The 12,718-nt window shown below is 60.2% G+C and carries 11 protein-coding genes; 10 read left to right on the forward strand and 1 reads right to left on the reverse strand.

The window, feature by feature from the left end; genetic code table 11:
- Positions 1-33: 33 nt before the first annotated feature.
- Entirely contained in the window at positions 34-834 is an 801-nt protein-coding gene (locus tag FBY03_RS04870) for an SDR family NAD(P)-dependent oxidoreductase (RefSeq protein WP_147171072.1), read from the forward strand.
- Between the two features lie 279 nt (positions 835-1,113).
- Here the strand turns inward: FBY03_RS04870 and FBY03_RS04875 are convergent, their stop codons facing one another.
- Positions 1,114-2,745: an ATP-dependent acyl-CoA ligase gene (locus tag FBY03_RS04875; RefSeq protein WP_147171073.1), complete on the reverse strand. Its 1,632-nt coding sequence runs from the start codon at positions 2,743-2,745 to the stop codon at positions 1,114-1,116.
- Between the two features lie 179 nt (positions 2,746-2,924).
- On the opposite strand from FBY03_RS04875, the gene FBY03_RS04880 reads away from it, so the two are divergent.
- From FBY03_RS04880 to FBY03_RS04920, 9 genes are all read left to right on the forward strand, one after another.
- Positions 2,925-3,656 carry a TetR/AcrR family transcriptional regulator gene (locus FBY03_RS04880; RefSeq protein WP_147171074.1) on the forward strand — a complete coding sequence of 244 codons (732 nt, stop codon included), beginning with the start codon at positions 2,925-2,927 and terminating at the stop codon, positions 3,654-3,656.
- A 350-nt stretch (positions 3,657-4,006) separates the two neighbouring features.
- Positions 4,007-5,083 carry an amidohydrolase family protein gene (locus FBY03_RS04885; RefSeq protein WP_147171075.1) on the forward strand — a complete coding sequence of 359 codons (1,077 nt, stop codon included), beginning with the start codon at positions 4,007-4,009 and terminating at the stop codon, positions 5,081-5,083.
- The gene (locus FBY03_RS04890) at positions 5,083-5,937 is read left to right on the forward strand and encodes a fumarylacetoacetate hydrolase family protein (protein ID WP_147171076.1); all 855 of its coding nucleotides are present in this window, start codon (positions 5,083-5,085) and stop codon (positions 5,935-5,937) included. Before FBY03_RS04885 ends, FBY03_RS04890 begins: the two co-directional genes overlap by 1 nt.
- 12 nt (positions 5,938-5,949) lie before the next feature.
- Complete coding sequence (locus tag FBY03_RS04895; RefSeq protein ID WP_147171077.1) at positions 5,950-6,855, forward strand: 3-hydroxyacyl-CoA dehydrogenase; 906 nt, start codon at positions 5,950-5,952, stop codon at positions 6,853-6,855.
- The gene (locus FBY03_RS04900) at positions 6,852-8,024 is read left to right on the forward strand and encodes a thiolase family protein (RefSeq protein ID WP_147171078.1); all 1,173 of its coding nucleotides are present in this window, start codon (positions 6,852-6,854) and stop codon (positions 8,022-8,024) included. The genes FBY03_RS04895 and FBY03_RS04900 overlap by 4 nt, the downstream gene beginning before the upstream one ends.
- Before the next feature lie 2 nt (positions 8,025-8,026).
- Positions 8,027-8,530 (forward strand): carboxymuconolactone decarboxylase family protein, encoded by a 504-nt coding sequence (locus FBY03_RS04905; RefSeq protein ID WP_178090560.1) that lies wholly within the window; start codon positions 8,027-8,029, stop codon positions 8,528-8,530.
- Positions 8,531-8,706: 176 nt separating this feature from the next.
- The gene (locus FBY03_RS04910) at positions 8,707-9,981 is read left to right on the forward strand and encodes a cytochrome P450 (RefSeq protein ID WP_147171079.1); all 1,275 of its coding nucleotides are present in this window, start codon (positions 8,707-8,709) and stop codon (positions 9,979-9,981) included.
- A 171-nt stretch (positions 9,982-10,152) separates the two neighbouring features.
- Entirely contained in the window at positions 10,153-11,460 is a 1,308-nt protein-coding gene (locus tag FBY03_RS04915; RefSeq protein WP_147171080.1) for an amidohydrolase family protein, read from the forward strand.
- A gap of 107 nt (positions 11,461-11,567) precedes the next feature.
- Positions 11,568-12,716 carry an acyl-CoA dehydrogenase family protein gene (locus tag FBY03_RS04920; RefSeq protein WP_147171081.1) on the forward strand — a complete coding sequence of 383 codons (1,149 nt, stop codon included), beginning with the start codon at positions 11,568-11,570 and terminating at the stop codon, positions 12,714-12,716.
- Positions 12,717-12,718 lie beyond the last annotated feature (2 nt).

The following is a 12,718-nucleotide window of genomic DNA, read 5'->3' on the forward strand; positions in this document are numbered from 1 at the left end:
AAATGTTCATCTAAAACAAAAAAGGAGTTCCCCATGGGGCTGCTGCAAGAACAGGTGGCGTTGATCACGGGCGCGGGCGGAGGCATTGGCCGGGGTGTGGCCCTCAGCTTCGCCAAGGCGGGGGCGGCCGTTGTGGTTGCCGAACTTGATGTAGACAGCGGTAAGGCCGTCGCCGAGGAGCTACAGGCCCTTGGCGCGCGGGCACTCTTCATCAAGACCGACGTGTCCAGTAAGAGTGATATCGAAGCGGCGATCCAGTTGGCTGTCGCACAGTTTGGTGGCTTGGATATTCTGGTCAACAATGCCTTCGCACCCACCCCGAACGTGCTGCTCGAGGAGAAGACCGATGCGATGCTCGCGCAAACCCTCGACTCGACCGTATGGGCGGCCTGGTGGTCGATGAAGGCCGCGCTGCCGCATATGCAGGCGCGTGGTGGTGGCAAGATCATCAATTTCTATTCGATCGACACCGAGATCGGCGCCTGGCTGCATGGTGACTACAACACCGCGAAGGCGGCGATTGTCGGCCTGACGCGCAGTGCAGCTTCGGAGTGGGGGCGTTTCAACATTCGGGTGAACGCTATCGCGCCAACAGCCATGGGCGCGACCTTCCATAAGCTGGCGGAGGAGAACCCTGGTTTTGCCGAAAAATCTGCTTCGATGCGGCCGCTAGGGCGTTGCGGCGAGCCGGAAGAGGATATCGGGCCGGTGGTGGTGTTTCTGGCTTCGGAAATGTCGCGGTTCGTCACCGGCGAGACCATTCATGTCGACGGCGGCCTGCACCTGCCGGGTTACAACTCGCGGCCGGCCGGTGTGCCTATCCGGGAATATTGAGGCATAGGCGCAACTTCAGTTGCGCCTTGAACAGGTTCATCCACGCCAACGCTAGTCGTTGGCGTGTTTGCCGGTGAACGTCGCCGCTGTGTGTTCGGCGAGTAGCCTGACAGATCGCTGTAGTTCAATTCCGTATCTGCTTTCACTGTTGCGTTTCTGGCAGATGCGGTTGCTCGGCCAACTCCTTTGGCGTTCTTGCACATTAGTGCCCACGAGCATGCCCCCTCTCTCGTTCAAGAGAGAGGGGCATGGATACGTGTGGCGCGCGGAGCGTCGCCGTCAGCGTTTCGAGACCTTGATGTCGGTGTCTTCGAGGTCCCAGGTGCCGGCTGTTTTTCCCTCGTCGCGCAACTGGTATTTCAGCACCCGGCCTTGCGGGTTCTTCGGCAGGCTGCTGCGGAACTCGATGTAACGCGGCAGGGCGTAATAGGGCACCGAGTCGGTCGCCCAGCGAAATAGCTCTTCCGCTTCGAGTTGTGCGCCTTCGTGCAGTACCGCGGTCACCTTGACGTCGTCCTCGCCCTTGTCGGAAGGCACGGCATGCACGGCGACTTCCGCTAACGCGGGATGCACGGCGAACGCGGCTTCCATCTCGAAACTGGAGATGTTTTCACCGCGGCGGCGCAAGTAGTCCTTTTTGCGATCGACGAAGTAGAAGAAGCCCTCGTCGTCGAACTTGCCGATGTCGCCGGTGTGCAGCCACATGTTGCGCATCAGTTTCAAGGTGTCTGCCGGGCGTTGCCAGTAGCCCTGGAACATGATGTCCGGGCGTAACGGCCGCACCACGATTTCGCCCGCGGTATTGGCCGGGACTTCCACATCATTGTCGTCAACGATGCGCACATCGAAGTCGGCTATGCGTTTGCCGGAGGAACCTGGCGCGGCGTATTCGCCGGCTGCCAACGAGGTGATCACGCAGGCCTCGGTGAGGCCGTAGCCGTTGCCGCCGACCAGGCGCGTACCAAAGCGTTCACGCCAGACTTTCTTGGTTTCCTCGGTGTAAGGGTTACCGCGTGCCGTGTGGATCTGGCCGAAACAGCGCTTCATGGCATCGTTGTCCGGCGCCTGAGCCAGTAGGCCGCCCATGCCGCCGAGGATCGAGGCGATGGTTGCGCCGGAGCGTTCCACTTCTTGCCAGAAGTTGGACACCGAGAAGCGCGGGAGGATGGCGGCACGCGCGCCAACTAGGATGCTGGCGATGATGCTGACGCAGAGGGCGTTCATGTGGAACAACGGCAGCGGCGTGATGGTGACGTCGTTCTCGTTGGCCGGGCCTGCGCGCAGTTGCAGGCGGGCCAGGTTGCACATGAAGTTGTAGCTGATCATGCAGCCTTTCGACGGACCCGTGGTGCCCGAGGTGTAGATCAGACAGGCCAGGTCGGACGGCTCGGGCTTTGTGGCGAGCGGTGTGTCGTCATGACCGCGATGCTTTGCCAGTGGTGCGATCGGAATGCTGCAGGCGGGCGGTGTGTCGAGTTCGCCGCGGTAGAGAATCTGCTTCACCGCGGTGAGCTGGTCGGCCAGGGGGGTCATGCGCGCCAGGTAAGCCGCTTCGCAAATGATCAGGGCCGTCCCTGTATCGGCTATCTGGTGGCGCAGGAACTCGCCTTTGAGGGCAGTGTTGATAGGCACGCTGACTGCGCACAGCTTGTTGATCGCCAGCCAGCAGACGACCGCATCGATGTTGTTGTCCAGCATGGTCAAAACGGTTTCGCCGGCCTGGACGCCCAGAGCGGCCAGGGCGTTGGCCATTCTGGTTGAAAGTGAGTCAATTTCTGAGTAAGTGTGTAATTCTCCGCTGAAATCAAGCAGGATTTTGTCTGGATGGCGTGCTACCGCTCGTTCGAGTGCTGCGATGACAGTGTCTCTTTCGCCCACTGCCCAAGTGTCTGGATGACCAGTACCGCTCATGACTTTTCTCCTTTGGAGGCTGCCCAGCCATTGGGAAGCTGCTTTTATTTTGAAGAGAGAATGCGATTCTAAATTCAAATTTACAAAATGTCTTCCTTAAAGAGTTGAACAAAAACAGGCAGTCCTGCCTAGGTCCTATGGTAATGTCACTTTTTTCAGCTTAATGAGTATGTTTATCCATGCCCAAGCTCGCCATCCAGCCCGATCAAGTCGCGCCACCCAAGCCCAGGAAGAAGAAAGGCAGTGCCGCAGAGAAACCAGCAGCAGTGGTCAAAAGGACTTTGCCCAAGAGCGCGGGATTATCGACCAATGGTGCCCCGGTAAAGCCCAACCGGCGCTCCGAGGAAACCATCGCCAATATTCTGGTGGCGACCGAGGAAGTGGTATTGCGCTCTGGCGCGGACCGCATTTCGATCCTCGACGTCTGTCAGGTCGCGGGCGTTTCGCGTGGAACCTTCTACCGCTATTTCTCTTCCCAGGAAGACCTGCTAGATACCTTTTCCCGGCACAAGCGCGACAGCTTTCACAGTTCGCTGACGCTGGCCTTGGGTGACCTGACGGACCCCGATGCGCGCTTGAATGCGCTGATTACCTACCTGGACGACTATCTGGAGCAAAGCCGGGCGAGACGCCTGCTGGTGGTGGCTCCAGATTATGCGCTGGGCTTCTTTCGACGGATCTTCCACGACTCAATCGTGCGCTTTCAGGATCTGCTGGACATCGTGTTCGACGAGTGGGATTCCCGACTCGGCGTCAGGCTCGACCGTGAGCTGATCTGCGAAATGATCATCCGTTACGTGCTGAGTGAGATTCTTGTGCCGGAAAGCGCCGGTCGTCGCCTGTTGCCGGTTCGCGTGAGAAAGCTGGTGACAGCTTTGGCCATAGGGTCGACTTCGCGTAACCGTCGCTGATCTTCCCGCGCCTTTGCCCCTGCCTGGACTTTTAGCCGCTGCCCTCAGCAATTGAGGGCGACGCGGCGTTCTGGTTGCTGCTTCCTCCGCTAAACCCCTGAGTTGGTATCTGCCCTGCTTCGCGCGGCCGCTTGCCTGTGGCCGATGTCAGGCAGGGTTCTGTCGTGGGTTCTCTGTGCGTGATTGAAAATAAATTGAACAGATTTTTGATTTATGATCATTTTAAACTTATGCTCTGAGTTGACTGCGGGTTCTGTGCGTTTTCCTCCAAGGCGGTTTTAGACCGTTGGATCGTGCTGAAAGCCCCGCGCCACACAACCACAAAAGTGCCAACCTCGAGGTACCGGAATATGCTCATCGACCTCCACGCTCACGCCCCTCATCCCGATTACTATGACCAGCATCCCTATTGGGGGCCGGCCTTTGAGGCCCAGCCCGATGGCGACATCAAGTTGCGTGTGGGGGACTGGATCCTGTCGCTGGGCGCACCAGAGCGTAAGAAGGCGCTGCGCGAGGCGCATGCGCGCGGCGAGACGTTGAACGTTGAAGAGTACATGGCCAAGTGGCGTGACCCGAGCAACCGCCTCGCCGCGATGGATGCCGCTGGCCAGGACGCTCAGGTTCTGTCGGTTCCGAGTCACTGTTACATGTACTGGACCGAGGCCGAGTTTGCCGTTCCCTTCGCCCGCAAGGTCAATGACGTGCTGGCCGACTATTGCTCGGCTGCGCCCAATCGCCTGATGTTCTGGGCGCATGCGCCGCTGAACGTGCCACTTGAGGCGGCCAAGGAAATCCGCCGCGCCGTTACCGAACTGGGGGCCAAGGGCCTGGTTGCCGGAGGCTCCAATTTTGGCGGCCTAGAATACGACTCGCCTGAGTTGGATCCGGTATGGCAGGCGCTGTGCGATCTTGACGTGCCGATCTTCGTGCACGGCTACAACCAGTCCGTGACCTGGGGTAAAGAGGCCAACACCGACCGTTATGAAACAACCGCTATCGTCGGTATGAACTACGACGAAACCAAGTGCCTGTGGTACCTGATCAACGGTGGCGTGCTGGATCGATTCCCCAATCTGAAGATCTACATCACCCACGGAGGCGGCTTCGTTCCCTACCAGTTGGGGCGTATGGCTCAGACCAACCCGAATCTGGATGTTTACCACAACAAAAAGCCCTTCCTGGACTATCTGCCCAACTTCTACTTTGATGTGGAGTTGCATGAGCTGCCGATGCGTCAGGCCATGGTCGATGTGATCGGCGCCGACCGGGTGCTTTATGGCTCCAACTTCGGTGGCAGCGATGCGGTTCGGCATGACCTCACCGAAGGGCTGCGCCTGTCGGATGAAGATCTGCAGAAGATCCGCTGGAAGAACGCCTGCGAGCTGTTGCGCCTCGACCCGGCAAAAGTGGGCAAGGTGGGTGTCTGATGAAACTTGCTCGTTGTTCCTACCACGAAACAGGCGCGTTCTGGGCGGTGGTCGATCCGGGGCGAGATGAAGTACATCCGATTGAGGGCGAGTTCTCTACCTGGGCGCCCGCGGTTGCCAGGGGGGCCGGGATCAGTGCGTTGCGGTTTTCCGGGATGACGCTGCCCTTGTCCAAGGTGCACCTGCTGCCACCGATAGAGCCGGTGAACCGGGTCGTGGTGGCGGGCGCCAACTATGCCAAACATCTGGCCGAAGATTTCGGTCTCGCCTCGCCGGCGCAGCCAGTGGCCTTCCTCAAGGCCTATGGTGCGCTGATCGGTGCGCATGATCCGATCCGCTATCCGCCCCTGACCGAAGAGCTCGATCACGAAGTGGAACTGGTAGCTGTGATTGGCGATGCCGAGATCGACCTGGAGGACCCCCTGGGCTGTGTGCTCGGCTATACCGTCGGCAACGACGTCAGTGCCCGTGACCTGCAGCGCAGCGGTCCGGCAGGTATCGGCATGGACCTGTTCGCGGCCAAGAGCCAGGACCGTAGCACTGGCGTCGGCCCCTGGGTCGTCACCAAGGACGAGTTCCCTGAGGGGTCACCCAAGGTGCGCCTGACCCTCAAGGTCAACGGTGAGACTCGTCAAGATGGCTCGACCGCCGAGATGACCTGGGATGTCGGTCAGTTGATTAGTTTCGTCCAGCAGCGTTCCAGCTTTGCCTGTGGCGACATTCTTTTCACCGGCTCACCCGCCGGCGTAGGGATGGGCACCGGTTTGTTCCTCAAGCCCGGGGATGTGGTTGAAGCGACGATTGAGGGCATCGGTACGTTACGCAATGTTGTGAGCGAAAAGTCCCGCGTCTAATCGAGAGCGAATATGAGCATGAATAAAGAAGAGAAAGTCGTAGTCGTTGGTGCTGGGCTTATGGGCACCGGCATCGCCCATGGGTTCGCCAGTTCCGGTTACCCCACCTTGCTGGTGGACACTAATGCCGACTCGCTGACCCGCGCCAAGGACAGCATCGAAAGCATCCTCAGTGCTGGGGTCAAGCTCGGCAAAGTCTCCGAGGAGTCTGCGCAAGCATCCTTGGCGCGCCTGATTATCTGCCGTGATCTGAGCGAGGCCGCAACAGGTGCGCATTGGCTGGTCGAGACCGTCTCCGAACAGTTGGCGGTGAAGAAGGCCGTGGTGACACAAGCGGAGCCGCTACTGGCTCCGGACGCGATCATTGCCACCAATACCTCGGCGTTGAGTGTGACCGAGATCGCCGCTGCAGTGCCCAATCCCGATCGGGTCATCGGTATGCACTTCTTCAACCCGGTGCACAAGATGAAGCTCATCGAACTGGTGCGTGGCCTGGCCACCAGCGACGAAACCGTGGCGCGCACCCGCGCGTTGTGCGACGCCATGGGCAAGACCTCGATCATCGTCAACGAGTCCCCTGGTCTGACCACCAGCCGCATGTCTGCACTGTTGGGCAACGAAGCTATGTACATGCTGCAGGAAGGCACCGCCAGTGCGGAGGATATCGATACCGCCCTGCGCCTGGGCTTCAACCACCCGATGGGGCCGTTGGAACTGGGCGACCTGACGGGGTGGGATACCCGTCTGTCGGTACTGAAGTATCTGCATCAAGCGCTGGGCGAGAAATTTCGCCCCTGTCCGCTGATCATCAAGATGGTCGCGGCCGGTCGCCTGGGGCGCAAGACCGGGAGCGGCGTCTATCGCTATGAAGAGGGCAAGCAGGTGCCGAACTCCGGCCTCAAGGCGAGTGCCCTATGAGCGACATCGTGATCGTTGATGCCGTGCGTACGCCTGTCGGTCGTTTCCGTGGCAGCCTTGCCGGGGTGCGTGCAGATCACCTGGGGGCTCTGGTGCTCAAGGCATTGCTGGAGCGCACCGGCCTCTCGTCCGCGCAGGTCGATGACGTCATCTTCGGCTGCGTGACGCAGATCGGCGAACAGTCCGCCAACATCGCGCGCACCGCGTTGCTGGGGGCCGGCTGGCCGGTGAGTATCCCGGGCATGACCCTGGACCGCAAATGCGGTTCAGGCGAGGCAGCCGTGCATGCGGCAGTCGGCGCGATTGCCGCCGGCGCCGCCGATATTATCATCGCCGGCGGCGCGGAAAACATGAGCCGCGTACCCATGGGCAGTAACCGCGAGATCCATGGCGAAGCCTTCGGCTGGATGGCGGCCGAGCGCTATGAGCTGACCAGCCAGGGTGAGGCCGCCGAGCGGGTGGTGGACAAATGGTCGCTGAGCCGCGATGCACTGGATGATTATGCGTTCGCCAGCCATAGCCGCGCGGCACATGCCGCCGATGCCGGGTATTTCGATAATGAACTGGTGGCGGTACCGGTCGCGGAACTGCGCGAGCATTCGCTCACCGAGCCCACCAGCACGCTGCAAGCGGACGAGACCATTCGCCGCGACACCTCGCGGGAAAAACTGGCGACCCTGAAAACCAGCTTCCGCCCGGAAGCCGGCCGGATCACCGCCGGCAACTCCTCGCAGATTTCCGATGGCGCGGCTGCGCTGCTGTTGATGTCCGCAGATACCGCCAAGCGTCTGGGGCTGAAGGCCCGCGCGCGCATCCGTGCCTTCGCCACCGTCGGCGTGGATCCGACCTTGATGTTGACCGGTCCGATCGATGCCACCAGGAAGGTGCTGGATAAAGCAGGGCTGACGCTCGATGACATTGACCTGTTCGAAATCAACGAAGCCTTTGCCTCCGTACCGCTGGCCTGGATGCACGAGACCGGGGTTGCGCATGACCGGCTCAACGTCAACGGCGGGGCTATCGCCCTCGGTCATCCGCTCGGCGCCAGTGGTGCACGGTTGATGACCACCCTGTTGAACGAACTGGAACGGCGGGGCGGGCGCTATGGTCTACAGGCCATCTGCTGTGCAGGTGGCCTCGGTACTGCGACCATCATTGAGCGGATCTGAGCATGTCGCGGATAGCCATGCTCGGCTTGGAGCAGATGCCGGTCGAGCTGCGCGAGGCGATAGCGCGAGGGCAGGACAGTCGCATGCTCAGTTCGCCCAAACCTGTTCAGGTCTGGGCGCACCGTCCGCAGGTGGCACTGGCATGGTTGGCCCTGATGGAAAGCTTTCACCACGACAGTCTCCTTGAAGAACGCTTGCGTGAATTGCTGCGATTGAAGATCGCCAGCATTACCACTTGCCAGGCTTGCCAGTTGGCGCGCAAGTCCGATCAGGTCAGCGAAGAAGATATCGCCTGCCTGTCCAGCGACAACGAGCGCTTCAATCCCGCCGAGCAGGTGGCCTTGCGCTTCGCCGAGCTGTTCGCCAGCGACTATATGGCGATCGGCGATGAGCATTATGCGCAACTGGCGCAGTACTTCACCTCGGCCCAGGTGGTGGAGCTGAACATGTATTGCGCACTGATGCTTGCCGGTGGGCGCATGACCTACGTCCAGCAGGCTTACTGACGGCTGCGCAGGTGGTTAGGGTGTCTAAATTGCCGATGGCGCGCCTTGGCTTTCAATACATTTAGGCAAATTGTAAAAAACCGTTCAACTGGTGATGGGTTGAGCCTAAGATGACTAGCAATGAGCCGCTCTCTATGGGCCCCGTCATGGCTATGCACAACAAGAAGGAGACGAACATGTCCGAGCAAGAACAGAGCAACCTAGAGCAGGTCTTCGCCAATGTGGCGAGCAATTATCGCGGCGCCGATATCGACCTGCATGCCGTGTATCGCGACATGCGTCAAAACTCTCCTGTCTTGGAAGAGAATTTCATGGCGCGCCTGGGAGTGCCCTCGATCGCCGGGCTCGACGTGAATCGCCCGACCTTCACCCTGTTCAAATACGATGACGTGATGGCGGTCATGCGCGATCACGTCAACTTCACCAACGGCTTCATCGCCGAGGGCCTGGGTTCCTTCTTCGACGGTTTGATCCTCACGGCGATGGACGGTGAGGCGCATAAGAACATCCGGAATCTGCTGCAGCCGGTGTTCATGCCGGAGACGGTCAATCGCTGGAAAGAAACCAGGATCGATCGCGTCATCCGCGAGGAATACCTCAAACCCATGGTGGCGAGTAAAGGCGCCGACATCATGGAGTTCGCCCTGCATTTCCCGATCCGCGTGATCTACGCATTGATCGGCTTTCCCGAGGACCGTCCAGAGGACATCCAACAGTACGCTGCTTGGGCGCTGGCGATTCTGGCGGGTCCGCAGGTCGATCCGGAAAAGGCCGCTGCCGCGCGCTCTGCCGCCATGGAGGCGGCCAAGGCCCTGTATGACGTGGTCAAGGTGGTGGTAGCACAGCGCCGTGAGGAGGGCGCAACGGGCGATGACTTGATCAGCCGGTTGATCCGCGCCGAATACGAGGGTCGCTCGCTGGATGACCACGAGATCGCCACCTTCGTCCGCTCGCTGCTACCGGCCGCGAGCGAGACCACCACCCGTACCTTTGGCACCCTGATGACCCTTCTGCTCGAGCGGCCGGAGTTGCTCGAACGCGTCCGCCAGGACCGCAGCCTGGTGGCCAAGGCGATCGATGAATCCGTGCGTTACGAGCCCGTCGCGACCTTCAAGGTGCGTCAGGCGGACAAGGACATGGTGATTCGTGGTGTGAGCATTCCCAAGGGCGCGATGGTGTCGTGCATCGTGAGCTCGGCGAACCGCGACGAAGACGCCTTTGAAAACGCCGATGTGTTCGATATCGACCGGCGCGCGCGGCCATCCTTCGGCTTCGGCTTCGGTACGCACATGTGTATCGGCCAGTTTGTTGCCAAGACGGAAATCAACTGTGCGCTCAATGCCATCCTCGACCTGATGCCCAACATCCGCCTGGACCCTTCCAAGCCCGCGCCGGAGATCATCGGTGCCCAGTTGCGTGGCCCGCACAATGTCCATGTGATCTGGGATTAATCCGTTTGCGGGAGGGGGCTTGCCATCGCGACGTGCGGGGCGCCCGTCGGTTGGTGGTCCTGGATGATTTGTTAATTATTTGAACATATATAGAAAATGTGTTTAATTAATCGTCACTGTGCTCTATGATCGTTAGCACAATCCAGAACCCGTAAGCGAAGGGGAAAAACAATGAAGGTTGAAGATCTGATTCTCGTCAGCGTCGATGATCACGCGATTGAGCCGCCAAATGCCTTTGCCCGCCATATGCCGGCGCGCTTCAAAGGGCGCGAGCCGCATGTGGTCAAGCGAGACGAACGCGACGTCTGGGTGTTCGAGGAACAGGCCACCGGTTACATGGGCCTCAACTCCGTGGTTGGTCGCCCGAAAGAGGAATACGGCATGGAGCCGCTGGGCTACGATCAGATGCGTCGGGGTACCTGGAACATCATGGACCGCGTCGACGACATGAACGCCAACGGCGTACTCGGCTCGCTGTGCTTCCCGACCTTCCCCGGCTTCGCTGGCCAACGCTTTCAAAACCACCCGGACCGTGCCGTGTCCCTGGCGGCGATCCAGGCTTACAACGACTGGCACCTGCATGACTGGTGCAACGCCGCACCGGGTCGTTTTATCCCCTTGATGCTGGTGCCCTGGTGGGACATGCAGGCCGCTGCTGCAGAAGTCGAGCGCCTGGCAAAGCAAGGCGTACACGCAGTGTCGCTGTCTGATAACCCGGCGATTCATGGCTATCCCTCGATTCACAGTGATTATTGGGATCCATTGTGGAAAGCTTGTTCGGACAACAACGTCGTGATCTGCTGCCACATTGGCACCGGCGTGAAGGCGAACCATGCCTCAGATCTGTCGCCGATTGACGCTTGGATCACCTCCATGCCGATTTCCATTGCTAACTCTGCGGCCGACTGGATCTGGGCGCCGATGTGGAAAAAGTTCCCTAATCTGCGCATGGCATTGTCCGAGGGCAGTATCGGTTGGATTCCTTATCTGTTGGAGCGAGCGGACTTCACTCACCGTCACCACAACGCCTGGACCAACTCCAACTTCGGTGGGCAGATGCCGAGCGATATCTTCAAGAAGCATTTCGTCACCTGCTTCATCGAAGATAACTTCGGTTTGCAAAACCTGAAGTTCATGAACGAAGACATGGTCACCTGGGAAAGCGACTACCCGCACTCCGACTGCACTTGGCCGAATTCGCCAGAATCCGCCTGGGAAGGGTTGCAGCACCTGTCCAAGGAAACCATCGACAAAGTTACTCACCTCAACGCCATGCGTGAGTTCTCCTTCGATCCGTTCTCCATCCATGGTCGCGAGAACTGCACCGTTGCCGCACTGCGGGCCAAGGCGACGCACGTCAGCATCGAGCCAGCACTTGGTCTCGGCGGTGCCGACCATGGGCGCAATGACGGCAAGCCGGTCACTTCGGGCGACATCAACGCGATGTTCGAGAAGGCTGACGCCGGTACTGCGCTTTAAGGTCTAGCGAAGCCCCCTCCCGCTGTACCGCGGGGGAGGGCAGACAGCCTCGACTTGCCTGGTTGCCGCATGGCGCCCGGGCCTCGTGCCCAGTTTAGAGAGCACACATGTCTATCACTCAGTTCACTTACAGCAGAATCCCCGCCGAGGCAGAGTCACTTCGCCACGAGGTGCGGGAGTTCCTTCAGAACAATCTCGGCGACTACCCGACAACCGCCAGGGCGCAGTCCTGGATGGGTTTCGATGCGGCCTTCAGCCGCAAGCTCGGTGCCCGCGGCTGGGTCGGCATGGCGCTGCCCAAGCAATACGGCGGTGCCGCGGCAGGGCCGTTTGCCCGCTACGTGATCATCGAGGAGCTGCTGGCCGCGGGTGCACCGGTATCGGCGCATTGGATAGCAGATCGGCAGAGCGGTCCGTTGATCAACCGCTTTGGCACCGAGGCGCAGCGAGAGCGCTATTTGCCACCGATCTGCCGTGGCGAGAGCTACTTCTGTATCGGCATGAGCGAACCGAACTCCGGTTCCGACCTGGCCTCGATCAAGACCACGGCCACTCGTAACGATGGCGGTTGGCTGCTCAACGGGCAGAAGGTATGGACCACCAATGCCCAGCATGCGCAGTTCATGATTGCCCTGGTGCGTACCGGCGAAAAACAGGCCGCACGCCACGAGGGCATGTCGCAGTTCATCGTCGACCTGGGCCTGCCGGGAATCACCATCCGGCCAATTCGCGACCTGGCTGGCGGCGAGCATTTCAATGAAGTGTTCTTCGACAATGTCCAGCTCGATGCCGCGGCATTGATCGGTACCGAAGGCAAGGGCTGGGATCAGGTAACGGCGGAGCTGGCCTTCGAGCGCAGCGGTCCGGAGCGCTTCCTCAGTTGCATCGAGCTGCTCAAGACGCTGATCAGCGCTGTGGGTCGCCATCCCGATGCCCTGCAGAGCCGTGAAATCGGCCGTCTCAGTGCCAAGCTGTTGACCCTGCGCAACATGTCGCTGTCGGTGACTGCACAGTTGGCAGCGGGCGAACACCCGGCTTGGGCCGCCTCCTGCGTGAAGGATTTGGGCAACCTGTTCGAACAGGAGATTCCCGAGGTCGCGCAGCTACTGCTGGAGGCCGAGCCTCGTCAGGCGGGCGGCAGCGAGCACGCCCAAGTCCTTGCCTACCTGACTCAGATGGCACCGTCTTTCTCACTGCGCGGAGGCACCCGCGAAATCCTGCGCGGCATCATCGCGCGCGGAATGGGGTTGCGATAATT

Origin of the sequence: Pseudomonas sp. SJZ079 (genome assembly GCF_007993865.1) — a bacterium.
In the GTDB taxonomy this organism is placed as follows: domain Bacteria; phylum Pseudomonadota; class Gammaproteobacteria; order Pseudomonadales; family Pseudomonadaceae; genus Aquipseudomonas.

Coding starts and splice junctions, on each gene's coding strand:
- FBY03_RS04870 (WP_147171072.1), top strand. CDS start 34: ATGGGGCTGCTGCAAGAACAGGTGGCGTTGATCACGGGCGCGGGCGGA.
- FBY03_RS04900 (WP_147171078.1), top strand. CDS start 6,852: ATGAGCGACATCGTGATCGTTGATGCCGTGCGTACGCCTGTCGGTCGT.
- FBY03_RS04880 (WP_147171074.1), top strand. CDS start 2,925: ATGCCCAAGCTCGCCATCCAGCCCGATCAAGTCGCGCCACCCAAGCCC.
- FBY03_RS04875 (WP_147171073.1), bottom strand. CDS start 2,745: ATGAGCGGTACTGGTCATCCAGACACTTGGGCAGTGGGCGAAAGAGAC.
- FBY03_RS04905 (WP_178090560.1), top strand. CDS start 8,027: ATGTCGCGGATAGCCATGCTCGGCTTGGAGCAGATGCCGGTCGAGCTG.
- FBY03_RS04895 (WP_147171077.1), top strand. CDS start 5,950: ATGAGCATGAATAAAGAAGAGAAAGTCGTAGTCGTTGGTGCTGGGCTT.
- FBY03_RS04890 (WP_147171076.1), top strand. CDS start 5,083: ATGAAACTTGCTCGTTGTTCCTACCACGAAACAGGCGCGTTCTGGGCG.
- FBY03_RS04885 (WP_147171075.1), top strand. CDS start 4,007: ATGCTCATCGACCTCCACGCTCACGCCCCTCATCCCGATTACTATGAC.
- FBY03_RS04920 (WP_147171081.1), top strand. CDS start 11,568: ATGTCTATCACTCAGTTCACTTACAGCAGAATCCCCGCCGAGGCAGAG.
- FBY03_RS04915 (WP_147171080.1), top strand. CDS start 10,153: ATGAAGGTTGAAGATCTGATTCTCGTCAGCGTCGATGATCACGCGATT.
- FBY03_RS04910 (WP_147171079.1), top strand. CDS start 8,707: ATGTCCGAGCAAGAACAGAGCAACCTAGAGCAGGTCTTCGCCAATGTG.